Origin of the sequence: Streptomyces sp. NPDC046876 (assembly GCF_040645035.1) — a bacterium.
Taxonomy (GTDB): Bacteria; Actinomycetota; Actinomycetes; order Streptomycetales; family Streptomycetaceae; genus Streptomyces.
This window is the reverse complement of the sequence record NZ_JBEYXK010000100.1, coordinates 1-25,131: the sequence shown is the minus strand read 5'-3', so window position 1 is coordinate 25,131 and position 25,131 is coordinate 1. Positions and strand designations below refer to the sequence as shown.

The 25,131-nt window shown below is 73.0% G+C and carries 22 protein-coding genes; 14 read left to right on the top strand and 8 right to left on the bottom strand.

What is annotated here, in order from left to right; translation table 11 throughout:
• Window positions 1-76: 76 nt before the first annotated feature.
• Window positions 77-1,882, bottom strand: coding sequence for an aspartate--tRNA ligase (gene aspS / locus ABZ924_RS32160; protein ID WP_361917705.1), 1,806 nt, complete (start codon window positions 1,880-1,882; stop codon window positions 77-79).
• Window positions 1,883-2,369: 487 nt separating this feature from the next.
• Between aspS and ABZ924_RS32155 the strand changes: the two genes are divergently transcribed.
• The 6 genes from ABZ924_RS32155 to ABZ924_RS32130 all read left to right on the top strand — a co-directional run bounded on the left by ABZ924_RS32155 (window position 2,370) and on the right by ABZ924_RS32130 (window position 7,885).
• Complete coding sequence (locus tag ABZ924_RS32155; protein ID WP_361917702.1) at window positions 2,370-2,681, top strand: hypothetical protein; 312 nt, start codon at window positions 2,370-2,372, stop codon at window positions 2,679-2,681.
• 134 nt (window positions 2,682-2,815) lie between these two features.
• A complete protein-coding gene (locus tag ABZ924_RS32150) occupies window positions 2,816-3,751 on the top strand; it encodes a hypothetical protein (protein WP_361917699.1) in 936 nt (311 codons plus the stop codon).
• On the top strand, window positions 3,748-4,287 hold the full coding sequence (locus ABZ924_RS32145) for a hypothetical protein (protein ID WP_361917696.1): 540 nt from the start codon (window positions 3,748-3,750) through the stop codon (window positions 4,285-4,287). The genes ABZ924_RS32150 and ABZ924_RS32145 overlap by 4 nt, the downstream gene beginning before the upstream one ends.
• A gap of 33 nt (window positions 4,288-4,320) precedes the next feature.
• Window positions 4,321-5,865 carry a peptidoglycan-binding protein gene (locus tag ABZ924_RS32140; protein ID WP_361917693.1) on the top strand — a complete coding sequence of 515 codons (1,545 nt, stop codon included), beginning with the start codon at window positions 4,321-4,323 and terminating at the stop codon, window positions 5,863-5,865.
• Between the two features lie 71 nt (window positions 5,866-5,936).
• Entirely contained in the window at window positions 5,937-6,626 is a 690-nt protein-coding gene (locus ABZ924_RS32135; RefSeq protein WP_361917710.1) for an ABC transporter ATP-binding protein, read from the top strand.
• Window positions 6,623-7,885: an ABC transporter permease gene (locus ABZ924_RS32130; RefSeq protein ID WP_361917690.1), complete on the top strand. Its 1,263-nt coding sequence runs from the start codon at window positions 6,623-6,625 to the stop codon at window positions 7,883-7,885. Before ABZ924_RS32135 ends, ABZ924_RS32130 begins: the two co-directional genes overlap by 4 nt.
• A gap of 25 nt (window positions 7,886-7,910) precedes the next feature.
• Here the strand turns inward: ABZ924_RS32130 and ABZ924_RS32125 are convergent, their stop codons facing one another.
• Window positions 7,911-8,705 carry an MBL fold metallo-hydrolase gene (locus ABZ924_RS32125; RefSeq protein WP_361917687.1) on the bottom strand — a complete coding sequence of 265 codons (795 nt, stop codon included), beginning with the start codon at window positions 8,703-8,705 and terminating at the stop codon, window positions 7,911-7,913.
• A 79-nt stretch (window positions 8,706-8,784) separates the two neighbouring features.
• Here ABZ924_RS32125 and ABZ924_RS32120 point away from each other — a divergent pair, with 79 nt between their 5' ends.
• Window positions 8,785-9,393, top strand: coding sequence for a TetR family transcriptional regulator C-terminal domain-containing protein (locus tag ABZ924_RS32120; RefSeq protein WP_361917685.1), 609 nt, complete (start codon window positions 8,785-8,787; stop codon window positions 9,391-9,393).
• A 92-nt stretch (window positions 9,394-9,485) separates the two neighbouring features.
• Here ABZ924_RS32120 and ABZ924_RS32115 read toward each other — a convergent pair whose 3' ends face one another.
• Both ABZ924_RS32115 and ABZ924_RS32110 read right to left on the bottom strand, forming a co-directional pair.
• Window positions 9,486-10,484 (bottom strand): pirin family protein, encoded by a 999-nt coding sequence (locus ABZ924_RS32115; RefSeq protein WP_361917682.1) that lies wholly within the window; start codon window positions 10,482-10,484, stop codon window positions 9,486-9,488.
• A 938-nt stretch (window positions 10,485-11,422) separates the two neighbouring features.
• A complete protein-coding gene (locus tag ABZ924_RS32110; RefSeq protein ID WP_361917679.1) occupies window positions 11,423-11,881 on the bottom strand; it encodes an SseB family protein in 459 nt (152 codons plus the stop codon).
• A 184-nt stretch (window positions 11,882-12,065) separates the two neighbouring features.
• Between ABZ924_RS32110 and ABZ924_RS32105 the strand changes: the two genes are divergently transcribed.
• The 4 genes from ABZ924_RS32105 (at window position 12,066) to ABZ924_RS32090 (ending at window position 17,681) form a co-directional block, all read left to right on the top strand.
• Window positions 12,066-13,892 (top strand): acyl-CoA dehydrogenase, encoded by a 1,827-nt coding sequence (locus ABZ924_RS32105; RefSeq protein WP_361917708.1) that lies wholly within the window; start codon window positions 12,066-12,068, stop codon window positions 13,890-13,892.
• 162 nt (window positions 13,893-14,054) lie between these two features.
• On the top strand, window positions 14,055-14,801 hold the full coding sequence (locus ABZ924_RS32100) for a hypothetical protein (protein ID WP_361917676.1): 747 nt from the start codon (window positions 14,055-14,057) through the stop codon (window positions 14,799-14,801).
• 102 nt (window positions 14,802-14,903) lie between these two features.
• Window positions 14,904-16,196 (top strand): M18 family aminopeptidase, encoded by a 1,293-nt coding sequence (locus ABZ924_RS32095; protein WP_361917673.1) that lies wholly within the window; start codon window positions 14,904-14,906, stop codon window positions 16,194-16,196.
• A 294-nt stretch (window positions 16,197-16,490) separates the two neighbouring features.
• Window positions 16,491-17,681, top strand: coding sequence for a hypothetical protein (locus ABZ924_RS32090; protein WP_361917670.1), 1,191 nt, complete (start codon window positions 16,491-16,493; stop codon window positions 17,679-17,681).
• 63 nt (window positions 17,682-17,744) lie between these two features.
• Here ABZ924_RS32090 and ABZ924_RS32085 read toward each other — a convergent pair whose 3' ends face one another.
• Entirely contained in the window at window positions 17,745-19,586 is a 1,842-nt protein-coding gene (locus tag ABZ924_RS32085; RefSeq protein WP_361917667.1) for an NHL domain-containing thioredoxin family protein, read from the bottom strand.
• Window positions 19,587-19,711: 125 nt separating this feature from the next.
• Between ABZ924_RS32085 and ABZ924_RS32080 the strand changes: the two genes are divergently transcribed.
• Window positions 19,712-20,371, top strand: a complete 660-nt coding sequence (locus tag ABZ924_RS32080) for a hypothetical protein (protein ID WP_361917664.1) — start codon at window positions 19,712-19,714, stop codon at window positions 20,369-20,371.
• A gap of 39 nt (window positions 20,372-20,410) precedes the next feature.
• Here ABZ924_RS32080 and ABZ924_RS32075 read toward each other — a convergent pair whose 3' ends face one another.
• From ABZ924_RS32075 to ABZ924_RS32065, 3 genes are all read right to left on the bottom strand, one after another.
• Window positions 20,411-20,932: a DUF4240 domain-containing protein gene (locus ABZ924_RS32075; RefSeq protein WP_361917661.1), complete on the bottom strand. Its 522-nt coding sequence runs from the start codon at window positions 20,930-20,932 to the stop codon at window positions 20,411-20,413.
• 28 nt (window positions 20,933-20,960) lie between these two features.
• A complete protein-coding gene (locus ABZ924_RS32070; RefSeq protein WP_361917658.1) occupies window positions 20,961-21,764 on the bottom strand; it encodes a hypothetical protein in 804 nt (267 codons plus the stop codon).
• A 128-nt stretch (window positions 21,765-21,892) separates the two neighbouring features.
• On the bottom strand, window positions 21,893-22,666 hold the full coding sequence (locus ABZ924_RS32065) for a carbon-nitrogen family hydrolase (protein WP_361917655.1): 774 nt from the start codon (window positions 22,664-22,666) through the stop codon (window positions 21,893-21,895).
• A 149-nt stretch (window positions 22,667-22,815) separates the two neighbouring features.
• Between ABZ924_RS32065 and ABZ924_RS32060 the strand changes: the two genes are divergently transcribed.
• Together ABZ924_RS32060 and ABZ924_RS32055 are read left to right on the top strand one after the other, a co-directional pair.
• Window positions 22,816-23,646 carry a maleylpyruvate isomerase family mycothiol-dependent enzyme gene (locus ABZ924_RS32060; protein WP_361917652.1) on the top strand — a complete coding sequence of 277 codons (831 nt, stop codon included), beginning with the start codon at window positions 22,816-22,818 and terminating at the stop codon, window positions 23,644-23,646.
• A gap of 112 nt (window positions 23,647-23,758) precedes the next feature.
• On the top strand, window positions 23,759-24,799 hold the full coding sequence (locus ABZ924_RS32055; protein ID WP_361917649.1) for a helix-turn-helix domain-containing protein: 1,041 nt from the start codon (window positions 23,759-23,761) through the stop codon (window positions 24,797-24,799).
• The last annotated feature ends 332 nt before the right edge of the window (window positions 24,800-25,131 follow it).

Genomic DNA, 25,131 nt, shown 5'->3' with positions numbered 1-25,131 from the left:
GAATCCCGGGCGGGGGCGCCTTGCCGTTCGGGCCCCGGCCCCCGGCCGACGGACCGGGGCCGGGGGCGGACGGCTCCTACTGGTGCTGCTTGACCGACTTCTCGACCGGCTCGGAGGTCTTCGTCTCCACCGGCTTGCGCAGCGCGATGTTCAGCTCGCGCAGGCGGGACTCCTCCAGGACGGTGGGCGCGCCCATCATCAGGTCCTGCGCGTTGCCGTTCAGCGGGAAGGCGATGGTCTCGCGAATGTTCGGCTCGTCCGCGAGCAGCATGACGATGCGGTCCACGCCCGGGGCGATGCCGCCGTGCGGCGGGGCGCCGAAGCGGAAGGCGCGCAGCATGCCGGCGAACTCGCGCTCGACGGTCTCCGCTTCGTAGCCCGCGATCTCGAAGGCCTTCAGCATGACCTCGGGCTCGTGGTTGCGGATGGCGCCGGAGGACAGCTCGATGCCGTTGCAGACGATGTCGTACTGCCAGGCCAGGATGTCGAGCGGGTCCTTCTCCTCCAGGTCCTTCATGCCGCCCTGCGGCATGGAGAACGGGTTGTGGGAGAAGTCGATCCGGCCCGTCTCCTCGTCCCGCTCGTACATCGGGAAGTCGACGATCCAGCAGAACCGGAAGACGTTCTCCTCGAAGTGGCCGGCGCGCTTGGCGGCCTCGACCCGCACCGGGCCCATGATCTTGGAGACCTCGTCGAACTCGCCCGCGCCGAAGAACACGGCGTGGCCGGCGGCCAGGCCGAGGCGCTCGGTGAGGACCTTGACGTTCTCCTCGGTGAGGAACTTCGCGATCGGGCCGGTCAGCGAGCCGTCCTCGCCGACGCGGACCCAGGCCAGGCCCTTGGCGCCCAGCGAGACGGCGTAGTCGCCGAGGCCGTCGAAGAACTTGCGCGGCTGGGCGGCGGTGTCCGGGACCGGCAGGGCGCGGACGTGCTTGCCGGCGAACGCCTTGAACTCGGAGTTCTCGAAGACGTCGGTGATGTCGACGAGCTCCAGCTTGGCGCGCAGGTCGGGCTTGTCGTTGCCGTACTTCAGCATCGACTCGCGGAACGGGATCCGCGGGAACGGCGAGGTGACCTCGCGGCCGCCGCCGAACTCGGTGAAGAGCTCGGTCATCAGCTTCTCGATGGGCTGGAAGACGTCCTCCTGCTCGACGAAGGACATCTCCACGTCGAGCTGGTAGAACTCGCCCGGCGAGCGGTCGGCGCGGGCGTCCTCGTCGCGGAAGCACGGCGCGATCTGGAAGTAGCGGTCGAAGCCGGAGATCATCAGCAGCTGCTTGAACTGCTGCGGGGCCTGCGGCAGGGCGTAGAACTTGCCGGGGTTCAGGCGGGACGGCACCACGAAGTCGCGCGCGCCCTCGGGGGAGGTCGCGGTCAGGATCGGGGTCGCCATCTCGTTGAAGCCGAGGGCGGTCATCTTCTGGCGCATCGCGGCGATCACGGCGGAGCGCAGCATGATGTTGCGGTGCATGCGCTCGCGGCGCAGGTCGAGGAAGCGGTACTCCAGGCGGCGCTCCTCGTTCACACCGTCGTCGGTGTTGATCGTGAAGGGCAGCGGGGCGGCCGCGCCGAGCACCTCGACCTCGGCGGCCTCGATCTCGATCTCGCCGGTCGGCAGGTCGGGGTTGATGTTCTCGGCGCCGCGGGAGACGACCTTGCCGTCGACACGGACGACGGTCTCCTTGGAGAGCTTGTCCAGGGCCTCGGCGGCGGCGGTGCCGGGCCGGGCGACGAGCTGCGTGATGCCGTAGTGGTCGCGCAGATCGATGAAGAGGATGCCGCCCAGGTCTCGACGATTGTGCAGCCAGCCGCTCAGCCGGACGTCGGTGTTGACGTCAGAGGCGCGGAGCTCGCCGCAGGTGTGGGACCTGTACCGGTGCATCAGTCATCCAGTTCTTCGCGATACCAGGGTGGATTCAACCCTCACAAGGTTACCGTCCGGGCCGGGGGCCGCGCTGGCGCGCCCGCGGGCTGCTGCGAAGAGGCACCGCGGGTCGACGGCCTGTAAGGGGGACCGGGTGCGCACCGAGGACGTCGGCCCCGGCCGGTAGTGGCCTTTCCGGACAACCCCGGAAGCGGTCGTCGATCATCCGTTGGGGGAGAACGGGAGGGGTCCGTTTTCCGGGCGCGGCGCTCTCCAGCGGAAACGGGGAAAAGGATCTGAAGAATCCGTGCAAGGCGCCGCCGCGCCCGAAACGGGGGGTCCAGGCGTCTCTCGGCCGTGCGGCCGGAACCCCCTGGTACGGAATTCGGGTTCGTGCCATCGTCTTTCACCGGACCGGGGGGGCCGGCTCGGCGCGTGCCGCGCGGACAGTTGCGTCCCTTTCGGCCTGCACGACGATCTGTTGGCTCATCGAGAGGATGACAACGTGCGTCGCAAGGCAGTCAAGTTCCTGGCTCTCGCCCTTTCCACCGCCGCGTTCGGCATCGGAGCGGCCACCACCGCCCACGCCGGCGACTACCTGCAAGACGGGGTCCGCATCCGCGCGACCCCGTACACGAGCGACACCCGGGTCAACGGCCTCGGCTACAAGAGCCAGACGATCACGCCCATCTGCTTCACGGAGGGCACCACCGTCGACGGCTGGAAGTACTGGACCAAGCACAAGAACAACAACACCGGCGTGGTCGGGTACAGCTCCGAGACCCTGCTCGCCAAGTGGGGCTCCACCCACTGCTGATCCACGGCCCGCACCGTTCGACCAGCACCGTTCGACCAGCTCGGCGCACCTGGCGCCGGGGCCGCTCCAATCGGCCCCGGCGCCGGGTTCGCCCGGCAGTTTAAGGCCGCCCGCACACCACCGAAAGGTCGATCGTGCCGCGCTCCATCCGGCCCTCCCGCCGCCCGCTCGGGACCCTCGGCGCGCTGCTCCTTGCCGCCACCCTGACCGCCTGCTCCGGCGGATCGGGGGGCTCCGGCGACGCCGGCGCAAAGAACGCTGCCTCCCTGCCGGGCGCGGAGCCGAAGGTCTCCGTCACGCCGCAGCAGGACCCCGCGGGCGCCCGGCTCCCGCTCGACGCCTATGCGTTCGACAAGGACCAGCTGAAAATCATGCAGCAGGCGCAGGACATTCTCACCGACGCCTGCATGCACCGGCTCGGGTTCTCCGCATTCAAGAACACGAACACCTATGTGAATGCCGGTGGCGGGCGGGGAAGTACCGGAATCGGCCTGGTCGACGCGGAATACGCGAAGAAGTACGGCTACCGGACGGGCTCCATGCCGGATCGCCCCCGGGACGCCCAAAAGCAGGACCCGAACGAAGCCGCAGCCCTTTACGGCCCGCAGGACGGTGCGCCCGCGCGCCCCGGCGCCCCGGAGGGCGGCTGCTCGGGCGAGGCCACCCGCAAGCTGTACCCGCAGAGCGGCAAGGCCGGCACCCGGCTGCTCGACGAGCTGACCCAGCAGTCCAACGACCGGGCCCGCGGGGACAGCCGCGTCGTGGCCGCCATCGGGCAGTGGAGCGCCTGCATGCGCGACGCCGGGTTCCAGGTGAAGACCCCCTGGGAGCTCCAGGCCATGGAGGGCACCCGGTGGACCGGTCCGGTCACCGCCGAGGAGATCACCGCGGCCACCACGGACGTCGGCTGCAAGCAGAAGAGCAAGCTGACCGACACCTGGACCGCCGTGCTGGCGGCCTACCAGAAGACGGCCGTGGAGAAGAACAAGGAAGGGCTGGACCAGGAGAAGAAGCAGCTGGCCCAGCAGGTGGAGACCGCCGGGAAGGTCCTCGCGGAGGGCGCGGCGTGACGCGCCCCGCCGCGTCCCTGGCCGCAGCGGCGGGGGCGGTGTGCGCGGTGTTGGCCCTCACGGCCACCGGGTGCACCTCCTCCGCCGCCGGGACCTCCCCCGCCGCGGGAACGGCGAGCGCGGCCGCTCTGGTGGAGCCGTCTCCCGATGTGCGCCAGGCGTACGAGGCCTACTGGACGGCTGTACTGGCGGCGGGCCGGGAGGCCGATCCCGACGATCCCTCGCTCGGGCAGGTCGCCACGGGCGGCCAGCTGGAGAACGTACGCGCCATGCTGCGGCACTACGGCGAGGGCGGGAAGGTGCTGCGCGGCGAGGTCGGGCACCGCATCGACGGCATGGACGTCTCCGGCGAGCAGAGCCGCGTGCTCCAGGACTGCGTGGACCTCGACCGCTGGCTCATCCACGACCGCGCGAGCGGTGAGGTCACCGACCAGCTGAAGGACAAGCCCTCCCAGCTGTCCGCGTTCACCCTCGTACGCGAGCGGCTGGGCGCGCCCTGGAAGGTCACGTCGGTCACGGTGCTCGGCACCTGCTGACGCCGGCCGCCGAACGGACGAAGAGGGTTTCACGTGAAACATCGAGAGCCGCCGCCGGAGCAGGGGCCGGCCCCGGACGGCGCGCCCGCCGACACCGACGGGTCCGGCGAGCCCGGCGAGCCCGGCGGTGTACGCAGCGCCCTCGGCCGGCGGCGGCGGATCCTGGTCTGGGTCGTCGCGGGCGCCGTCGCCCTGACCGGGGCCGGGGTCGTGCTGGCAGCGACCATCCGCTCCCCCGCCCAGGTGGCCGCCGACGCCGCGCCGCCACCCGCGTCGGTCCTGGCCGACCGGGTCGAGCGCCGGGTGCTGACCTCCTCCGTGGTCGTACGGGGCACGGTCGCCGCCGAGCAGTCGCTGACGGTGTCCCCGGGAGGCGGCGCCGCCGCGGCCTCGGGAGCGGGCGGCAAACCCGTGGTCACCCGGGTCAACAAGCAGCCCGGGGCATCCGTACGGGCGGGCGAGGTGGTGGTGGAGGTGTCCGGCAGGCCGGTGTTCGCGCTGGCCGGGGCGCTGCCCGTGTACCGGGACCTCAAGCCCGGTGCGACCGGCAAGGACGTCGGCCAGTTGCAGGAGGGCCTTAAGGCGCTCGGCCACCCCGTCGGCAAGGACCCGGCCGGCACGTACGGCGCCGGCACCAAGGCGGCGGTCACCGCCCTGTACTCCGCCCTCGGGTACACCCCGAGGCCCGCCGATCCGGGCGACGCGGAGAAGCTCCAGGGCGCGGAGGACGCGACCGACGCCGCCCAGCGGGCGGTGACCACCGCCAAGGCGGCCCTGGCCAAGGCGAAGGCGGGCGGCGGCGCCGACACCTCGGAGGCGCAGGCGCAGCTCTCCTTCGCGCAGGCGGACCTCGCCAAGGCCAACGGCCGCCTGGAGGCGGCCAGGGCGGCGGCGGGGCCGATGGTCCCGGCCGACGAGCTGGTCTTCGTGAAGGGCTTCCCGGCGCGCGTCGACGCGGTCAAGGCGTCGGTGGGCGACCCCGTCCCGGACGGGCTGCTGACGCTGTCGGCGGGCGCCACGGTGATCCGCTCCTCGCTCCCCGCCCACCAGAAGGACCTGGTCAAGGCCGGGATGAAGGTGGAGGTGCTGTCGGAGGCGACCGGCCTTTCCGCTACCGGGACCGTCGCCTCCGTGGCCACCGCCCCGACGCCGGCGGCGGCCGGCCCTGCGGCCGGGTCCGGATCCGGATCCGGGACGGCGGCAGGGGCCGGCGCCCAGGGCGGCGGCTCCGGCGAGAACCCGGCGGGCGGCGGGCAGGAGCCCGGCGGGTACGCGCTGACGGTCGCCCCCGACCAGGCGCTCGACGCCCGGCTCGCCGGACAGGGCGTACGGCTCACGGTGACCGCGGCCTCCTCGGGCGAACCGGTGCTGGTGGTGCCGCTGTCCGCGGTGTCCGCGGGCGCCGACGGCCGGACCACCGTCACGGTGCTCGGGAAGGATCCCGGGGCCGCGGACGGCCGGCGTCGGGTGGAGGTCCGGGCCGGGATGTCCGCCGACGGAATGGTCCAGGTCGAGCCGGTGGGCGGCGGCGCGCTGGGCGACGGCGACCGGGTGCTGGTCGCCCAGGCGAAGCCGTGAGCGGGGCAGCCGCCGGCGAGGGAGCCGTGAGCGGAGCAGCCGCCGGCGCAGGTGCCGCGAACGGGGCGGCCGTGAGCGGAGGGGCCCCGGTCGTGCGCTTCGAGGGCGTCGGCCTGACCTACCCCGGCCCGCCGCCGGTGCCGGCGCTGCGGCCGTGCGACCTGACCGTCGAGCGCGGCGAGTACGTCACCGTCGTCGGGCCCTCCGGCTCGGGGAAGTCGACGTTCCTGAACGTGGCCGGGCTCATCGACGCCCCCACCACCGGCCGGTACCTGCTCGACGGGATCGACACCGGCGCCCTGCGCGACCGCGACCGGACCGCGCTGCGCGGGCAGCGCATCGGGTTCGTCTTCCAGTCCTTCCACCTGCTGCCGCACCGCAGCGCCCTGGAGAACGTCCTGCTCGCGATGGTCTACAACGGCGTCCCGCGCGCGCAGCGCGCCGCCCGGGCCCTTACGGCACTGGAGCGGGTCGGCCTCGGCCACCGCAGCGGCCACCTGCCGACCCGGATGTCCGGCGGCGAGCGCCAGCGGGTGGCCATCGCCCGGGCCCTGGTCTCCGAGCCCTCGCTGCTGCTGTGCGACGAGCCCACCGGAAACCTGGACACGACGACGGCCGGGGCGGTCCTGGCCCTACTGGACGAACTGCACGCCGACGGGCTGACGCTGCTGGTCATCACGCACGACCCGCACGTCGCCGCCCGCGGCCGGCGCACGGTGTCCGTCCGCGACGGCGTGCTGAGCGAAGTGGTCCCCGCATGAGGCGCGGCCGCGGCGGCGACCGGGCCGCCCGCAGCGGGATCGCCCCGTCCCGGCTGTCGCTGCGCGACCTGCTGTCCGAGGCGCTCGCCGGCATGCTCCAGCGGCCGGCCCGCTCGGCGCTCACCGGGCTCGGCACCGTCCTCGGCGTCGGCACCTTCGTGGCGATCCTGGGGCTGACCGCCACCGCCTCCTCGCAGATCGACAGCCGCTTCAACGCGCTGACGGCCACCGAGGTCGGCGTCCAGGACACGGCTGGCGGGAGCGATCCGCAGCTCGCCCGGCAGGTGCCGAACGCCTTCCCGCGCGATGCCGACGCCCGGGCGGGCACCCTCAACGGGGTCCGCGCGGCCGGGGTGTTCTGGCCGGTGCCGCTCGGCGACACGACCGTACGCTCCGCCCCGGTCGCCGGGGCGGCCGGCGAGCGGATCCCCGTGGTCGCCGCCTCGCCGGGCCTGCTGCGCGCGGCCGGGCTCACCCTGGGCTCCGGCCGGGCGTACGACGCCTTCCACGACGGGCGCGCCGAGCAGGTCGCGGTGATCGGCGCGGCGACGGCGGCCCGGCTCGGCATCACCACGCTGGAGAGCCGGCCCGCGGTGTTCATCGGCGACCACCCGTTCACCGTGATCGGCATCGCGGCGGGCGCCGAGCGCAGGCCGGACCTGCTGCTGTCGGTGATCGTGCCGCGGGGCACCGCGGAGAAGCTGTGGGGCCCGCCGGACAGCGCCCAGCGGGCCCGGATGCTGGTGGTGACCCGGCTGGGGGCGGCCCGGCAGGTCGCCTCCGAGCTGCCCCTCGCGCTGCGCCCGGACCACCCCGAGTGGCTCACCCCGGCCCCGCCGCCGGATCCGCGGACGCTGCGGGCCGGGGTGACCTCGGACCTCGACCAGCTGTTCCTGCTGCTGGCCGCGATCTGCCTGGTCATCGGGGCGGTGGGGATCGCGAACACCACGCTGGTGGCGGTGCTGGAACGGACCGGCGAGATCGGGCTGCGCCGGGCGCTCGGGGCGCGCGGGCGGCACATCACCGCCCAGTTCCTGGCGGAGTCGGCCGCGCAGGGCGCGGTGGGCGGCCTGGTCGGCACCACGCTGGGCACCCTGACTGTGGTCGGGGTGTCCGCCCTGCGGGACTGGACCCCGGTGATGTCCCCGCTGACGGTGGCCGCGGCGCCGCTGATCGGCCTGGTCACCGGGATCCTGGCGGGCCTGTACCCGGCCTGGCGGGCCTCGCGCACCCAGCCGGCCGAGGCCCTGCGCCGCTAGTGCTGTGACCGGCCGTGCGCAGAGGTCAGAGGTCCAGGTCCTCGCCCAGCCCCGGGGTGAGGACGGTGTACGGCTCGTCGGCGGCCGCTTCGAGGAAGCGGGCCAGTTCGTCGGGCTCGGTGGCGTAGAACCCGTCGAGGTGGAAGCCGTCGTAGTGGATCGGTATCGCGGTCCTCGCGCCGAGCAGGCGCGCCGCCACGGCCGCGTGCCGGGCGTCGAGGGCGGCGGGGAAGGGGCTCGGCGGCTGGCAGTGCGGGAAGCAGACCGTCGGCCCGTTGATGGGGGTCAGCACCGCGTCGAAGGGGCCGTGGCGGTGGGCGGCGCGCCACCAGTAGCCGTGGAACATGCTGTCGCCCAGGTGGATCACCCGCTTGCCGTCGGCTTCGACCGCCCAGGAGACCTGCGGGTCGCCGAGGGTGTCGACGGCGGGGACGGCGGCGATGGTGAACGGGCCGATCCGCGTGGTCTCCCACAGGCCCATGGCCTGCCTGGGCAGGCGGTGGGCGGTGAGTTCGGCCTCCGCCTTGAGGGTCCACAGGTTCTCGTGGTCGTCGCCGCCGAAGGACTCGGGGTGCAGGACCGGGCCGCCGGGGCGCAGCGCCCGGGCCAGGGCGCCGGCGTCGGTGTGGTCGCGGTGGAGGTGGGTGCACAGCCCGGCGAGTACGTGGCCCTGCGCGCGCGGCGGCGTGACGGCGGGCAGGGGCGCGGAGAGCGCGGTTCCCTCCAGGACCCCTTCGGGCCGCCCGAGCAGGTCGATGACCAGGCTCTCCCCTTGTGCTTCGAGTTCCACTCCGGCCCATCCCAGCCAACGGATCCGCATGCGGCTGTCCTTTCCGTGGACGACTTACCGTACGATCGTTCGCCAAAATAGCAGACGGGCGTTCGCTAAGATGGAAACCATGAGGAAATCGGCCGAGGAGGCACAGCGCACCCGCGACCGCATCGTCGGCGCCGCGGTGACCCAGGCGTCCGGTCAGGGACTGACCGGGCTGACCATCGGCTCGCTGGCCGAGGCACTCGACATGAGCAAGGCGGGCGTGGTCGGCCCCTTCGGCTCCCGGGCCGCACTGCAACTGGCCGCCCTCACCCGGGCGGTGGACATGTTCACGCAGGCCGTGGTGGACCCGGCCCGCGCCGCCGGTCCGGGCCTCCCGCGCCTGACCGCGGTGATCGACGCCTGGTGCGGCTACCTGGCCGACAGCCCGTTCCCGAACGGCTGCTTCGTGACGGCCGTCTCCTGCGAACTCGACGGACAGCCGGGCGAGCTGCGCGACCACATCCGCGAGGCGGTGACGCGCTGGCGGCGCTTCCTGCGCGAGGAGGTCACGGCCGCCCAGGCCGCCGGGGACCTGGCCGCGGACCTCGACGCCGACGACCTCGTGTCCACGCTGGCGGGCATCGCCATGGCCGCCAACCAGGAGATCCAGCTCCTCGGCGACGACGGCGCGGCCTCCCGTGCGCGCCGCCTGATGCGCGCCGCCCTCCTGGATCCCGCGCCCCGCCGATAACGGCAGAGGCACGCCCCGGGCGGCGAGCGCGGAGCTCGCACCGGGAACGTGCCTCGTCCTCGTGGTGGCCGAAGGGCGATCCGGCCTTCCGGTCAGTCCTCGTCCGCAGACCCCGCGCCGCGGTGGCCCAGGCCCGTGCGGGCGGTGGTGGGGATGACCCCCAGGCGGCCCGCCTGGAAATCGTCGAACGCCTGCTGAAGCTCCTGGCGGCTGTTCATGACGAACGGCCCGTAGTGCGCCATCGGCTCCCGGATCGGCCGGCCGCCGAGGAGGACGACCTCCAGGTCCGGGGTGTGGGAGTCCTGGGAGGCGTCGGCCCGCAGCGTGAGGGAGCCGCCGTCGCCGAAGACCGCGGTCTGCCCGGTGTGGACGGGCCGCCGGTCGGTGCCGACGCTGCCGCGGCCCGCCAGCACGTAGGCGAGGGCGTTGAAGTCCTCGCGCCACGGCAGGGTGAGTTGCGCGCCCGGGGTGAGGGTCGCGTGGATCATCGTGATCGGGGTGTGGGTGATGCCGGGGCCGGCGTGGCCGTCGAGCTCACCCGCGATCACCCGGAGCAGGGCGCCGCCGTCCGGGGTGGTCAGCAGCTTGACCTTGCCGCCGCCGATGTCCTGGTAGCGCGGGGGCATCATCTTGTCGGAGGCCGGGAGGTTCACCCACAGCTGGAGGCCGTGGAAGAGCCCGCCGGACACGACGAGGGACTCCGGCGGGGCCTCGATGTGCAGCAGGCCCGAGCCGGCGGTCATCCACTGGGTGTCGCCGCCGTTGATGACACCGCCGCCGCCGTTGCTGTCCTGGTGGACGAAGGTTCCGTCGATCAGGTACGTGACGGTCTCGAAGCCGCGGTGGGGGTGCCAGGGGGTGCCCTTGGGCTCGCCCGGCGCGTACTCCACCTCGCCCATCTGGTCCATCATGATGAACGGGTCCAGGTACTGGTAGTTGATCCCGGCGAACGCACGGCGCACCGGGAATCCCTCGCCCTCGAAGCCGCCCGGGGCGGTGGCGACGGCCAGCACCTTGCGGGCGGCGGTCTCCGGGGTGGGCTCCGCGACGCGGGGGAGCGTCAGCGGGTTCTCCACAGTCACTGCAGGCATGGTCGGGACCTCCTTCTGCGTCGAGTTTAGTTGAAACTCGAACTTCCTGCCACCCGTGCAGAACGGCGGGGGCCCCGGGGGAATTCCCCCCGGGGCCCCTCATGGTCCGGAGCTGCCGTTACGGCGTGAGCACGACGCAGTTGCGCGGGCCGGGATCGGCCTGCCTCGGTCGCGGCGCTGTTGCCGCCGCGGTGTGAGCAGGGGGCAGACCCCCCGTGGTATGCCCCCTGCGGCATCGATGGTGCGGGTGGGGGTGCGGGGGGCGCGATGCTTTCGGGCACGGCCGAAAGGTGGGGCCCGACGCCGCTGCGCGGGGCTGCTCCCCCACCCCGCCCCTTCTCCCCCAGCTACCGCTGGGAGGTGCCCCCGGAAACCGGGACCTGCGGCCCCGGGCCCCGCCGGATGCCCGGGCTCCGCCCGGCACCCGTTCCGTGCGCTCCGCGCCCGGTGCGCTCAAACGCCGCGCAGGCTTGATTGACCCGTTCCGTGCGCTCCGCGCACGTGCGCTCAAACGCCGCGCGGGCTCGCTGTCCCGGCCCCGCCGGCCGCCAGCCCCGCCGGCGATTGAGGCGCGGGGGCTGGGGCAGCGCCCCAGGACGTCCGGCGGCTCCGCCTGCACCCCTGGGACACGCCGGCCGCCTCCCGTACCTCGGCCAGGCCCTCCTCCCGGGTCCGGGCGTGGGGCTCGACGAACGGCGGGTTGTCGCCGTCGGGGCGGAGCAGGTCGAACAGCGGGCGGGCGCGGCCGGGGAGTTCGCGCAGCGCCTGGCTGCGCCAGCGGCCGAAAACCGCCTGCGCGTGGTGCGCTGCACGGCGGCGACGGCCAGGCCCAGCTCCACCAGCGAGAGCGGTTCGGGCGCCAAGGTGATCTCGAAGAGGTCCTCGGCCGTGAAGTGGATCCTGGGCATCCCCCCGGCCCCCGCTCGGCGGCCTACCGGCTAGCCGTACATGCGGCGCATCGCGAAGTCGACCATCTGCTCGACCGCCTTGGCGTCGAAGACCATCCGGTGGTCGCCCTCCATGTCGAGGACGAAGCCGTACCCGGTCGGCAGCAGGTCGATCACCTCGGCGCCGGTGATCACGAAGTACTTGGACTCCTTGCCGGCGTACCGGCGGAGCTCCTTGAGGGTGCTGAACATGGGGATGACCGGCTGCTGCGTGTTGTGCAGCGCCAGGAAGCCCGGGGTGTCGCCGCGCGGGCAGTAGACCTTCGAGGTGGCGAAGATCTGCTGGAAGTCCTCGGCGGACAGCGACCCGGTCGTGAAGGCCCGCACGGCGTCGGCGAGCGACGGCGGCGAGGGCTCGGGGTACAGCGGCTGTTCGCCGTACCCGCCGGCCATCTGCTGCGGGGCGGCGTACTGCTGCCCTGCGCTCACGTTCTGGTCGTAGCCGTACATGGACCGAAGCCTACCGATCGCCCCGTGCCCCGTGGACACGCATTCCCGCCAGGCTCCTCCCGCTTGACGCTGGTCACAGTGATCGGGCAAGGGTTGCGTCTTATTACCGACGGGTAGCATCATGACGTTACCGATTGGTATGTACGAGGAACCCGTCTTCCCGAGCCTTAACGGAGCCGTCGCCATGGGGCACTACAAGTCGAATCTCCGCGACATCGAGTTCAACCTCTTCGAGGTGCTCGGCCGCGACAAGCTGTACGGCACCGGCCCGTTCGGCGAGATGGACACCGAGACCGCCAAGAGCATCCTGTCCGAGATCGCCCGCCTCGCCGAGAACGAGCTGGCCGAGTCCTTCGCGGACGCCGACCGCAACCCGCCGGTCTTCGACCCCGCCACCAACACGGCCCCGGTCCCGGCCTCCTTCAAGAAGAGCTACAACGCCTTCATGGAGTCGGAGTACTGGCGCCTCGGCCTGCCCGAGGAGATCGGCGGCACCACCTCGCCCCGCTCCCTGATCTGGGCCTACGCGGAGCTGCTGCTCGGCTCGAACCCGGCCGTCTGGATGTACTCCTCCGGCCCGGCCTTCGCCGGCGTCCTGTACGAGGAGGGCAACGAGGCGCAGAAGCGCATCGCCCGGATCGCCGTCGAGAAGCGCTGGGGCTCCACCATGGTCCTCACCGAGCCGGACGCGGGCTCGGACGTCGGCGCCGGCCGCACCAAGGCGATCGAGCAGGCGGACGGCTCCTGGCACATCGAGGGCGTCAAGCGCTTCATCACGTCCGGCGAGCACGACATGGAGGAGAACATCCTCCACTACGTCCTCGCCCGCCCCGAGGGCCACGGCCCGGGCACCAAGGGCCTGTCGCTCTTCCTCGTCCCGAAGTTCCACTTCGACTGGGAGACCGGCGAGCTGGGCGAGCGCAACGGCGTCTACGCCACCAACGTCGAGCACAAGATGGGCCTGAAGGCCTCCAACACGTGCGAGATGACCTTCGGCGACCAGCACCCCGCCAAGGGCTGGCTGATCGGCGACAAGCACGACGGCATCCGCCAGATGTTCATGATCATCGAGTTCGCCCGCATGATGGTCGGCACGAAGGCGATCTCCACCCTCTCCACGGGCTACCTCAACGCCCTGGAGTACGCCAAGGAGCGCGTGCAGGGCACGGACCTGGCCGACTTCATGGACAAGACCGCGCCCAAGGTCACCATCACGCACCACCCGGACGTCCGCCGCTCGCTGATGACGCAGAAGGCGTACGCCGAGGGCATGCGCTCCCTCGTCCTCTACACGGCCTCCGTGCAGGACGAGATCGCGGTCAAGGAGGCGGCCGGCGAGGACGCCAAGGCCCTGCACGGCCTGAACGACCTGCTGCTCCCGATCGTCAAGGGCTACGGCTCGGAGAAGGGCTACGAGCAGCTCGCCCAGTCGCTCCAGACCTTCGGCGGCTCCGGCTTCCTGCAGGAGTACCCGATCGAGCAGTACATCCGCGACGCGAAGATCGACACCCTGTACGAGGGCACCACCGCGATCCAGGGCCAGGACTTCTTCTTCCGGAAGATCGTCCGCGACCAGGGCGCCTCCCTGAACCTCCTCTCCGAGGAGATCAAGAAGTTCCTGGCCGGCGCCGAGGGCGGCGAGGAGCTGGCCGGCGCCCGCGACGCGCTCGCCAAGGCCGCGGTCGACCTCGAGGCCATCGTCGGCCAGATGATCGTCGACCTCACCGCCACCGGCGAGGACGTCAAGAACATCTACAAGGTCGGCCAGAACACCACCCGCCTGCTGATGGCCTCCGGCGACGTCGTCGTCGGCTACCTGCTGCTCAAGGGCGCGGCCGTGGCCGCCGCGAAGCTGCCCACCGCCTCCGGCAAGGACGTCCCCTTCTACCAGGGCAAGATCGCGGCCGCGAAGTTCTTCGCGTCCCAGATCCTCCCGGGCGTCTCGGTCGCGCGCCAGCTCGCCGAGGCCGTCGACAACTCCCTGATGGAGCTCGACGAGGCCGTCTTCTAAGGCGCACTTCGCACCATCACGAGCACAGCGGCCGGATCCTCCGCTCGGGGATCCGGCCGCCGGTGTACGCGGCGGCGGCCGCGGCCACCGCCGATCGTGCGCGGGCAGCGCGCTGACCTCGCGATTCCCCCCTTGTCAGTCGTTCATGGGACGCTCGTAGGCATGAGTCCACAGGAGCAGCACGGCAACAGCAGGGGGTACTCCGTCCCGACGGGGCGGCCGTACGCCCTCAAGGAGCTGCAGGCTGCCCTGGGCAGCCTCGGCGACCACCTGCGCGAGCTGTACGACGGCGCCCACCCCGCCGAGTACGAGGCCGTGGCCGACGCCCTCTACACCGCGTTCCAGACCGCAGCCGGGCTGGCCCCCGCCAAGAGCTACACGGGCTGCCCCGAGCACCCCAACGGCGCCCTCGACCCCGAGGCGCCCGACGGCTGGGGCCGCTGCCTGATCTGCAACGACCGGCGCCGCCTCGGGCTGCGCGACCGGGGCCGGCGCGGGCTGCCCGCGGCCGCCGCCCCGCCGGCCGGGGAGCAGCGCCGGCTGGGCTATCCGGTGCCCGACCCGCCGTACACCCTCCAGGCCCTGCGGGGGCACCTGCAGGCCGTGGAGGAGCGCCGCTTCCACCTGGGCTTCTCCTCCCCCGCGGACGACTTCGTACGGATCGCGGACGACCTGCACAAGGCGTTCATCGTGGCCCGCGAGCTGTCCCGCCCGCGGAACGCGACCGGCTGCTCGGAGCACCCCGGCGCCCCGGTGGATCCGGACGCACCACCGGGTGAGGCCTGTATCTTCTGCGCCGGACGCAAGAGACGCGCGCAGCGCTCCGCGAGCGTCCCGGAGATGCTGCCGCGCATCCGCCGGGGCGAGCGCAGACAGCTGCAGCGCCGATTCGAGCGGCCGCCGGGCTGAGAAGCCGCCGGACCCGTGGACCACACAGCCCGCCGGACCGGCGTTTCGGCCATCCGCCGCAGTCCGGCCAAGGCGAACACGACCGTCGTTAAGGTGAACCACATGAGCTCTCCAGCCCGCTTCGACCGCGGCCACACCGACGATCTGATGACCTTTTTGACGGCCAGTCCGTCGCCGTACCACGCCGTGGCCAATGCGGCCGAGCGGCTGGAGAAGGCAGGGTTCAGGCAGGTGTCGGAAACGGACGCCTGGGACGCGGGCACCGGGGGCCGGTACGTGCTCCGCGGCGGCGCGCTGATCGCCTGGTTCGTGCCGGAGGGCGCCGCCGCGCACACGCCCTTCCGGATCATCGGCGCGCACACCGACTCGCCCAACCTGCGGGTCAAGCCGCTGCCCGACACGGGCGCGGCCGGCTGGCGGCAGATCGCCGTCGAGATCTACGGCGGCACCCTGCTCAACACCTGGCTGGACCGCGACCTGGGCCTGGCCGGGCGGCTGACGCTGCGCGACGGGAGCGAGCGGCTGGTCAACGTGGACCGGGCCCTGATGCGCGTGCCGCAGCTGGCCGTCCACCTCGACCGGTCGGTCAACAGCGACGGCCTCAAGCTCGACAAGCAGCGCCACATGCAGCCGATCTGGGGCCTGGGCGAGGTGCAGGAGGGCGACCTCATCGCCTTCCTGGAGGAGGAAGAGGAGCTGCCGCCGGGCTCGGTGGCCGGCTGGGACCTGATGGTCCACTCGATCGAGCCGTCCGCGTACCTCGGCCGCGACCGCGAGCTCGTCGCCGGCCCGCGCATGGACAACCTGATCTCGGTGCACTCGGGCGTCGCCGCGCTGGCCGCCGTCTCGACCTCCGGGCAGCTCGACCACATCCCGGTACTGGCCGCCTTCGACCACGAGGAGAACGGCTCCCAGTCCGACACCGGCGCGGACGGCCCGTTGCTGGGGAACGTGCTGGAACGTTCCATCTTCGCGCGCGGCGGCTCGTACGAGGACCGCGCCCGGGCCTTCGCGGGCAGCATCTGCCTGTCCTCCGACACCGGCCACGCCGTGCACCCCAACTACGCGGAGCGGCACGACCCCTCGCACCACCCGCGGGCCAACGGCGGCCCCATCCTGAAGGTCAACGTCAACCAGCGGTACGCGACCGACGGCAGCGGCCGCGCGGTCTTCGCCGCGGCCTGCGAGCGGGCCGGGGTGCCGTGGCAGACCTTCGTCTCGAACAACTCGATGCCCTGCGGCACGACGATCGGCCCGATCACCGCCGCGCGGCACGGCATCCAGACCGTGGACATCGGCGTCGCGATCCTGTCCATGCACAGTGCGCGCGAGCTGTGCGGCGCGGACGACCCGTACCACCTCGCGAACGCGCTGCTCGCCTTCCTGGAGGGCTAGGGGGTGTTGCGGAAGTCCCGCACGGCGCCCACGGCGCCCGGCACGCACTCTCGCCGCACCGGCCGAAGTCCCGAGTACGCCCAGTACGAGGGCCTTCGCCCGGCACGCCGAGAGCACGCACCGGACACCGCGGGCACCGCACAGGACTTTCGCAACACCCCCTAGGCGGGTTCGGCCGGGCGGGGGATCTCCGCCCGGCCCGCGGTGTGATGAAACGATGGTGACACCGCGTCATGCTGTTCTGGAATCTCCCGTCACGTGCCCGGCTGCCTGCCGGCCGAGAAGGAGATTCCCGTGTTCCGTACCCCCGCCCTGGCCCTCGCCCTCGCCCTGCTCGCAGCGGCCCCCGCCCCTGCCCTGGCCGCGCCGCCGCCGGCCCCGGTGCCCTCGTCGGACTCGGCGCCCCCCACGGCCCCGACGACCCTGCCGGCCCCGGAGCCCCCCACGCCCGCGCCGCCCGCGTCGGACCTGACGGACGCGGACTGGCTCCGGCTCTCGAACCCGCGGATCACCGCGCACTCCGACTACGACAAGGGCGAGACCCCCGAGAACATCGCGCTGGAGCCCGACGGCTCCGCCGACCTGACCCTCGCCCTCGCCCACAAGGTCGTCCGGGTCGACACGGACGGCACCACCCGCGACATCGCGACCCTCCCCGACGTGGCCGGCGCGCACACGCCGGCCGGAGGGGCGATCGCCACCGGGATCGTGCGCACCCACGACGGCACCCTCTACGTCAACTACGTCACCGGCACGCAGGAGAACGGCGTCTACCGGATCGCGGCGGACGGCACGGTCTCCAAGTTCGCCGACCTGCCGGCGGACGCCTTCGCCAACGGCCTCGCGCACGACCGGCGCCTCGGCTTCCTCTACGCGGCCGACTCCGCCCTCGGCACGATCTGGCGCATCTCCCTGAAGGACGGCACGGTGATCCCCTGGACCACCGGCCCCGCCCTCCAGCCGACCTCCTTCGCCGGCGCCAACGGCATCAAGCTGCGCCGCAACGCCGTATGGGTCACCAACACCGATGCCGGCACCATGCTGCGCATTCCGATCCAGGACGACGGGACGGCCGGGGCGATCGAGACCCGGGCCACGGGGCTGACCGGGATCGACGACTTCACCTTCGCCGAGCACGACGAGACGGTGCTCGCCGCCCTGCACGCCCCGAACGAGGTCGTGCTCGTACGGCCCGACGGCACCCACACGACCGTGCTGACGGCGAAGGACGGCCTGTCCGGGCCGACGTCGGTGGCGATCCGCGGCCAGAAGGCGTACGTGCCCTCCGCGTCCTTCGTGGCGGAGGTGAAGGACCCCAACCTGCTGGTCGCCGACATCGACAAGGGCGCGGCGGCGTCCGCCACGCCCGAGAAGACCGACAAACCGGCCGAGCCCGGCCAGCAGGCCGAGCCGGGGCAGCAGGCCGAGCCGGGGCAGCACGAGGGCGCCAAGGGAGGGGAACTCCGCGAGGCCCTCGCCGACTGACCCCCACAGGACCGACCCGGCGCCGGCGGAACCGCACCCGGCGCCGGGTCCGCCGGCCCCCGCTTACGCGTCGAGGCCGGCGAGGACGAGCGGGAGCCGGTCCGCGCCGCCCGGGGCGACCGTCACCGGCACGCCCCAGTCCTGCTGGTGCACGTGGCAGGCCGGGTACTCGTTCGCCGGGTCGTCGTCGCAGGACGCCGCCATGGCCGAGACGTGCAGGACGCCGTCGGTGACCTCCGGGTTCAGGGCCAGTTCGCGGAACAGGTCCGTGCCGGTCCCCTCCCCCGCCAGCAGCAGCTCCGCCGGGGTCGAGGACACCAGCAGCCGCGTGGACGGCCCGTACCGGGTGTCGAGCTTCTGCCCGCTCGGCGCCTGGAAGACGACGTCGAGCCGGAGCGTGCCCGGGGCCACCTCGGTGGCGGCGCGCTGCGTGCGGTGGGCGACGGCGTCGACGCGTACGGCCTCCTCCGGCAGCCGCAGCCGGGTCAGCCGGTGCCGGGCGGACTCCACGACCAGGATGTCCTCGCCGGCCAGCACGGCGTCGCTGGGCTCGCGCAGGTCGGTGGCCAGCGTGGTGACCTGGCCGGTCGCCGGGTCGTAGCGGCGCAGGGCGTGGTTGTACGTGTCGCACACCGCGACCGAGCCGTCGGGCAGGGCGGTCACCCCGAGCGGGTGCTGGAGCAGGGCCTGGGCGGCGTCCCCGTCCCGGTGCCCGAAGTCGAACAGCCCGGTCCCGACGGCGGTCCGCAGCGCATACGCGCCGCCGTCCCCGTCGGGCTCGACGTACCGCAGGGCGCTGTTCTCGGAGTCGGCGATCCACAGCCGGTCGCCGGCGGCGGCGAGGCCGGACGGCTGCGCGAGCCAGGCCTCCAGGGCGGGGCCGTCGTGCAGGCCTTCGCTGGTGGTGCCGGCGCTGACCTCCACGGTTCCGGTTCCCGGGTCCCAGGTCCACAGCTGGTGCACGCCGGCCATGGCGATCCACACCTTGCCCTGCCACCAGGCCACGTCCCACGGCGAGGACAGGTCCACCTCGAGGGCGGGCCCGGACGTCGGCGACCCCTGCCACCACTGCCGCCCGGTCCCGGCGACGGTCTCGACGCCGCCGGTGGCGGGGTCGAACACCCTCAGCGCGTGGTTGACGGTGTCGGCGACGACGACCCGCCCGTCGGGCAGCAGCGCCAGCCCCTGCGGCTCGCTGAAGGCGTCCGGCCCGAAGCCGCGCTCCCCGCTGCCGATGCGGCGCACGACGCTCTCGCCGTCGGCGGCGAGCTCCACGAGCTGGTGGCGCGTGGAGTCGGAGACCAGCAGGTTCCCGTTCGGCAGGACGAGCGCCTTCCCGGGGAACCGCAGCGCCCCGGCGACCGGCTCGGGCGCCACGTACGGCCCGTCGCCGCGCCGCAGGGTGCCCTTGGCCTCGTGCTCGGCCTCCAGCTCCTCCACGAGGCGCTGGATGGCGTGTGCATGCCCCTCGCCGGCGTGCTGGGCGACGATGTACCCCTCGGGGTCGATCACGACGAGCGTGGGCCAGGCCCGTACGGCGTACTGCTTCCAGGTGGCCAGCTCGGGGTCGTCCAGCACCGGGTGGTGCACCTCGTACCGCTCGACGGCGTCGACGACGGCCGCGTGCTCGGCCTCGTGCACGAACTTCGGCGAGTGCACCCCGATGATCACCACGGTGTCGCGGTGCTTCTCCTCCAGCTCCCGCAGCTCGTCGAGGACGTGCAGGCAGTTGATGCAGCAGAAGGTCCAGAAATCCAAGATCACAATGCGCCCTCGCAGCTCGGCGAGGGACAGCTCCTTGCCTCCGGTGTTCAGCCAGCCGCCCTTGCCGATCAGCTCGGGGGCACGGAGACGGGCACGGCGGGGCGCGGGCGCGGGGGTGGGCGCCGGGGCAGCATCGTTCATGTTTCAAGCATGCCATTCACGTATGAACACCGGATCACGCCCGTGCGACGCCGCCGGAAGTGGTAGGCCTGTCCCCGAGCGGCGGATACGACAGGGGAGGGCAGGGCACAGTGGCTGCGGAGTTCATGGCATTGCCGGGGCGTGCGGAGCACGGGAGGCAGCAGGTCCGACGGGTCCTGGCGGACCTGGTCGGGATGCTCGGGCTCGACGTCGCCCCCGAACCCCCGGATCCCGGTGATCAGCGGAGGTGGGAGCAGCAGGTCCGGGCAGCGGTACGCAAGGCCGGCCTCGAGGGCATCGTGCTCCCCGACGCGTCCCTCGACTTGCTGGTCGACGCCGCGGTCCACGAGCCCGATCCGAGTTTCAACCGCTGGTTCGTCGAGCCGGCCCTCAACGCGTTCGGCTACCGGCGCGTCCGCGCCGTCCTGCTCGACCGGCTGCGGACCGGCACCGACGCGCAGCGGGCGGGGGCTGCCCGGGCCTGGTACTGGTCGGCCCTGCCGCTTCGGCTCCCGCAGGTCACGGCGCAGACCCCGCACGCCGAGGGTGGGGCGGAGCCCGACGACAGGTACGCCCTCGCACGCGACTGGGACGAGGCGGCCCTGCGGGAGTTCGTGGACAACGAACACCTGGACGTGCGGCGGTGCATCCTCCCCTTGCTGCGACTCCGGCCGTCGGCTTACCCGCCGGAGCTGCACGGTCTCATGGAGGCGGCAGTGGAGATCGCCCGAGCCCACGAGGACGAGTACATCCGCCACCGCGTGGAGATCCAGGTCGGCGACTGATCCGGCGCCGACCGCGGCCCCCGCATTGCGGATGAAGTCTCAGCCGAACAGGGCGCTGAGGCGGGGGAGGCGGGCGGCGGTTTCCGTGGTGTCGTCGAAGTCGAAGGACCAGGCCGGGTCCAGGGGCGGGTAGCTGATGGTGAAGGAGTCCGCCGGGAGTTCGCGGCCCGTGGCCTCGGTGTAGGCGGTCCAGGCGATCGACAGCGCCTCCTCGTCCCAGAGCTCCAGGCCCTCCGCCGCTGCCTCGCGGACCGCGGGGTGGTCGGCCAGGGAGTCCGGGTCGGCCAGGGCGCGGGTGAAGGCCTCCTCGCCCTGGGTCAGCAGCCAGCCGCGGAAGTAGTCGAAGCCGTCGTCCGAGCAGCCGCCGTTGATCACGTACGCGGCGGCCCACAGCGGGCTGCGGTACGACTCGGCCAGCAGGTCCCACAGCACCTGCTGGGCGGCGGCTATCTCGGCCGCGGGACGGAGCGCCAGCAGCCGGGCCGCGCGCTCCGCGACCCGGTCCGGCTCGCCGTCCGCGCGGGCCGACTCGATCAGCTTCCAGAACGTCTGCTTGTCCATGGAGCGAGCCTTGCAGCCGCCTCTGACATCAGGCCGCCAGGAAGGCTTCGAGGGACCGGGCGAACGCGGTGACGAAGGCGTCGCGGGTGTCGGACGGGAGGAGGTCCAGGGAGAGGTACGGGTTCAGGTCCTCCAGTTCGACCAGGAGGAGCTCCCCGGACGGGGCCCGGCAGGCGTCGACCCGCTGGATGCCGTGGTCGAGGGTGTTCCAGGCGATGAAGGTGCGGGCGAAGTCCAGGTCCGCGGCGGTCGGCTCGTACGGGCGCAGCTCCCAGCGGCGTGCCGGGTCGGGGGCGTACAGGGCGTACTGGAAGGCGTCGTCGACGAAGTAGAAGGACACCTCGTACACGAAGTCGATCTTCGGCTGGATCAGGACCTCGCCGGCCGGGCCGGTGGGCTCGGCGGTGAAGGCGAGGCCGATGGAGTCGGCGCCCTGCTTGGGCTTCACTGCGTACACGGGCACCTGCGGGAGCCGGTCGAGGTGCGCCGGGTCGTCGACGGTCGGGATGACCGGCAGGCCCTCGGCGGTCAGGTCGAGGAGGTACTGCTTGCCCGCCATGTCGCCGCGGCCGGTCAGCGGGTTGTAGACGCGGGTTCCGGCGGCGAGGGCCGCGGCGCGGAAGTGGTCGTACGCCTCCTGGTGGTGCAGGACCGGGCCGCTGTTGCGGACGACGACGGCTTCGAAGCCGCCCATCAGGGCGGCCGCGTCCCGGGGGTGGCACAGGGCCAGCGGGAAGCGGTCGCGGAGCCGGGAGGTGAGGAACACGTCCTCGTCGCCGTACCGGCGGCCGCGCGCCGGGTACGCCAGGTCGGTCACGTAAAGCAGGGCCATGGAGGGATTATCCGGTCCCGTCCGGGCGTCCACTGCGTCCGTCCAGGGGTCCACTCCGTCCCACCCAGCCCCGTCCGTCCCCTCCGGCCGACGCCCCCCGAGGCGTGCGCCGGCCTGAGCGGCGGCGGTTACAGGCGGCGGTCCTTCAGGGCCGGGAACTGCTCGCGGGTCTCGGCGACCTTCGCCGGGTCGAGCTCGACGGTGAGGACGTCCTCGCCGGGGCCCGCCTCGGCGAGGACCTCGCCCCACGGGTCCACCACCAGGCTGTGGCCGGCCTGTTCGACGCCCGCGTGGGTGCCGGCCAGGGCGCAGGCCAGGACGTACGCCTGGTCCTCGACGGCGCGTGCCCGGTTGAGCAGCGTCCAGTGGGCCCGGCGCCGCGCGGGCCAGCCGGCGGCCACGACCAGCGTGGTGGCCCCGGCGTCGACCAGGCCGCGGAACAGCTCGGGGAAGCGCAGGTCGTAGCAGGTGGCGATGCCGAGGGTCTGCTCCGGCAGGGCCACCGTGGTGAGGGTGTCGCCGGCGGCCATCAGCACCGCCTCGCCCTGGTCGAACCCGAAGCGGTGGATCTTGCGGTACGTGGCGGCCAGCTCGCCCGCCGGGGAGATGGTGAGGGCGGTGTTGTAGAGCGAGCCGTCGCCGGCGCGCTCCACCATGGAGCCGGCGTGCAGCCAGACCCCGGCGTCGCTCGCCGCCTTGGACATCGCGTCGAAGGTGGGCCCGTCCAGCGGTTCGGCCTCGGTCTCGAACTGCTCGTAGGCGAAGGCGCCCACCGTCCACAGCTCGGGCAGTACGACGAGGTCCGCTCCCGCCTGCTCCCGTACGAGATCGGCGACGCGGGAGCGCCGGTGGGACACCGACTCCCCGTCCGTCACCGCGATTTGGATCAGTGAGGCGCGCACACTACCACCGTCCTGGCGTTGAAGCCGTCAACTCGGCCTACGATCGTCACCCGAAAGCACTGCCGGGGTACTCACCGGCAGCGTAGTTTGGGAATCAGTCCACACGCTTCCAAAAAAACGCGCCACTGACCAGCACGCGAGGGGTCCCGTTGACCGTCCATCCGCATCCCAGCCTCCAGCCCTATGCCGAAGCGTGGACGCACTCCATCGAGGCGATATCCGAGCTGGTCCTCCCCCTGACGGAGGGCGAGTGGAACCGGGCCACGCCGTGCCCCGGCTGGTCGGTGCGCGATGTGGTGTCGCACATCATCGGCATAGAGACCGAAATGCTAGGCGACCCGCGGCCGATCCACACGCTGCCGCGCGACCTGCGGCACGTGGTGGACGAGTTCACCCGGTACATGGAGGTCCAGGTCGACGTGCGGCGCCACCACACGGCGCCGGAGATGACCTCCGAACTGGAGTACACGGTCATCCGGCGGTCGCGGCAGTTGCGCAACGAGAAGCGGGATCCGTCCACGCTGGTGCGGGGGCCGCTCGGCGACCAGATCACCCTGGAACTGGCGACCCGGCTGCGCGCGTTCGACGTGTGGATCCACGAGCAGGACCTGCGGACGGCACTCGGCGTGCCGGGGAACTGGGACTCGCCCGGGGCGTACGTGGCGCGGGACATCCTGCTGGCGGGGCTGCCGAAGGTGGTCGCCAAGCTGGCGGGGGCGCCCGCCAGGTCCACGGTCGTCATCGACGTGCACGGGCCGGTGGAGTTCCTGCGGACGGTACGGGTGGATGCCGACGGGCAGGGCTCGATCGACGCGACGCCCTCGCTCGGCCCGGCCGTGACGCTGGCGATGGACTGGGAGACGTACGTCCGGCTGGCGGCGGGCCGGGTCCGGCCGCACGCGGTGGCCGACCGGGTGAAGGTGGAGGGGGACCAGGCCCTGGCGGAGGCGATCCTGGCGCACTTCGCCGTCACCCCGTAGGCCGCCGGGGCCGAGCCCCCCGGCGCGTCCGGGAGCGAGAACCGCCGCGCGTGCCGCGTCGTCCCTGTCATGGGCGGGACAAACGCCGTGCAGCAGAGGGGGTTCCCGGAACGTGTGGTCCAGACTGTCGTCCGCAGCCGTGCCGGAGGCGGAGCGGCTCGATTGGTTCACGGAGATCATCGCGCACGAGCTGGTGCCCACCGCGATCCGCAGTGAGCACGCCGGCAGCTTCCACGCGGAGGCCGCCGTCCTCGACCTGGGCGGCGTGCAGGTGTCCAGGTTCGGCTTCTCCTCGCTGCACTCGCGCCGCACGGCCGCCCACGTCCGGCGCGGCGACCCCGAGCAGTACCAGATCGGACTGGTCACCGAGGGCACGATGTCCCTCGACCAGAACCGGTCCGGCTCGGGCCTGTTCCACGGCGACATGGTGCTCTGGGACACCTCGCTGCCCATGGAGTCCCTCGCCCTGCCGGGGGACGGGGGCCTGATCCGGGCCGTGACCCTGTCGTTCCCGCGCGAGGCGATGCCGCTGCGCGGGGCCCGGGTCCAGCGGCTGCTGGCGCAGCGCATCCCCGGCGGCCACGGCATGGGGGCGGTCCTCGCCCAGTACATGCGCTCGCTCGCGGCGCACGGTGCGGACTGCGGCCCCGCGGAGCTGGAGCGGCTGGGCACGGTCGCCCTCGACCTGGTGGGCGCCTGCCTCGCCGGGCAGTTGGGCGCGCCGGACGAGCTGTCCGCCGAGACCCGCAGCCGGGCCCTGCTGGAGCGGATCAACACCTTCGTCGACGACAACCTCGGCGATCCGGAGCTGACGCCGGCCGCCGTGGCCGCCCGGCACGGGATTTCGCTGCGGCGGCTCCAGCTGCTGTTCCGGGAGCAGGGGGAGACCGTGGCCGCCGCCATCCGGCAGCGCCGGCTCGAACGGTGCCGGGCCGACCTGGCCGACCCTGCGCTGCGCGGGCGGCCCGTGCATGTGGTGGCTGCGCGGTGGGGGCTGATGAACGCGTCGGTGTTCAGCCGGGCCTTTCGGGAGGCGTACGGGGAGAGTCCCGGCGAGTACCGGCGGGGGCGGGCGGAGCGGGGCGCGCATGCTGCGCGGAACATCAACGAGGCGTGCGCGGAGCGCACACCCGGGGGCTCCGCCCGGCCATAGGCTCGGCATCAGTTGGCCGGATGTCGATGTTTCACCGGCGGCCGGTGCGGGACGGGACGGGGGTCCGTCCCGCTCCGGCCCCCGGCCACGCCCTTTCCCCGGCCGGTCGGGGGATCCCTGCGGGCCGCCGGTCCGCCGGCCCCTGCGCGGAGCCCGGCCCGTCGCCCGGCCCGTCGCCCGTTCCGCTGCCGCTGCCGCTGCGCGGAGCCTGTCCCCTCCCCGCCCCTTCTCCCCCAGCTACCGCTGGGAGGTGCCCCCAGAAACCGGGGCTCCGCCCCGGACCCCGTGCGCCTCAAATGCCGGCGGGGCTGAAAGACCCGGGCGCTCCGCGC

What these genes read in the sequence shown, in the direction of transcription:
- aspS (WP_361917705.1), bottom strand. Translation starts at nt 1,882, where the DNA reads ATGCACCGGTACAGGTCCCACACCTGCGGCGAGCTCCGCGCCTCTGAC.
- ABZ924_RS32130 (WP_361917690.1), top strand. Translation starts at nt 6,623, where the DNA reads ATGAGGCGCGGCCGCGGCGGCGACCGGGCCGCCCGCAGCGGGATCGCC.
- ABZ924_RS32125 (WP_361917687.1), bottom strand. Translation starts at nt 8,705, where the DNA reads ATGCGGATCCGTTGGCTGGGATGGGCCGGAGTGGAACTCGAAGCACAA.
- ABZ924_RS32120 (WP_361917685.1), top strand. Translation starts at nt 8,785, where the DNA reads ATGAGGAAATCGGCCGAGGAGGCACAGCGCACCCGCGACCGCATCGTC.
- ABZ924_RS32115 (WP_361917682.1), bottom strand. Translation starts at nt 10,484, where the DNA reads ATGCCTGCAGTGACTGTGGAGAACCCGCTGACGCTCCCCCGCGTCGCG.
- ABZ924_RS32110 (WP_361917679.1), bottom strand. Translation starts at nt 11,881, where the DNA reads ATGTACGGCTACGACCAGAACGTGAGCGCAGGGCAGCAGTACGCCGCC.
- ABZ924_RS32105 (WP_361917708.1), top strand. Translation starts at nt 12,066, where the DNA reads ATGGGGCACTACAAGTCGAATCTCCGCGACATCGAGTTCAACCTCTTC.
- ABZ924_RS32100 (WP_361917676.1), top strand. Translation starts at nt 14,055, where the DNA reads ATGAGTCCACAGGAGCAGCACGGCAACAGCAGGGGGTACTCCGTCCCG.
- ABZ924_RS32095 (WP_361917673.1), top strand. Translation starts at nt 14,904, where the DNA reads ATGAGCTCTCCAGCCCGCTTCGACCGCGGCCACACCGACGATCTGATG.
- ABZ924_RS32085 (WP_361917667.1), bottom strand. Translation starts at nt 19,586, where the DNA reads ATGAACGATGCTGCCCCGGCGCCCACCCCCGCGCCCGCGCCCCGCCGT.
- ABZ924_RS32080 (WP_361917664.1), top strand. Translation starts at nt 19,712, where the DNA reads ATGGCATTGCCGGGGCGTGCGGAGCACGGGAGGCAGCAGGTCCGACGG.
- ABZ924_RS32075 (WP_361917661.1), bottom strand. Translation starts at nt 20,932, where the DNA reads ATGGACAAGCAGACGTTCTGGAAGCTGATCGAGTCGGCCCGCGCGGAC.
- ABZ924_RS32070 (WP_361917658.1), bottom strand. Translation starts at nt 21,764, where the DNA reads ATGGCCCTGCTTTACGTGACCGACCTGGCGTACCCGGCGCGCGGCCGC.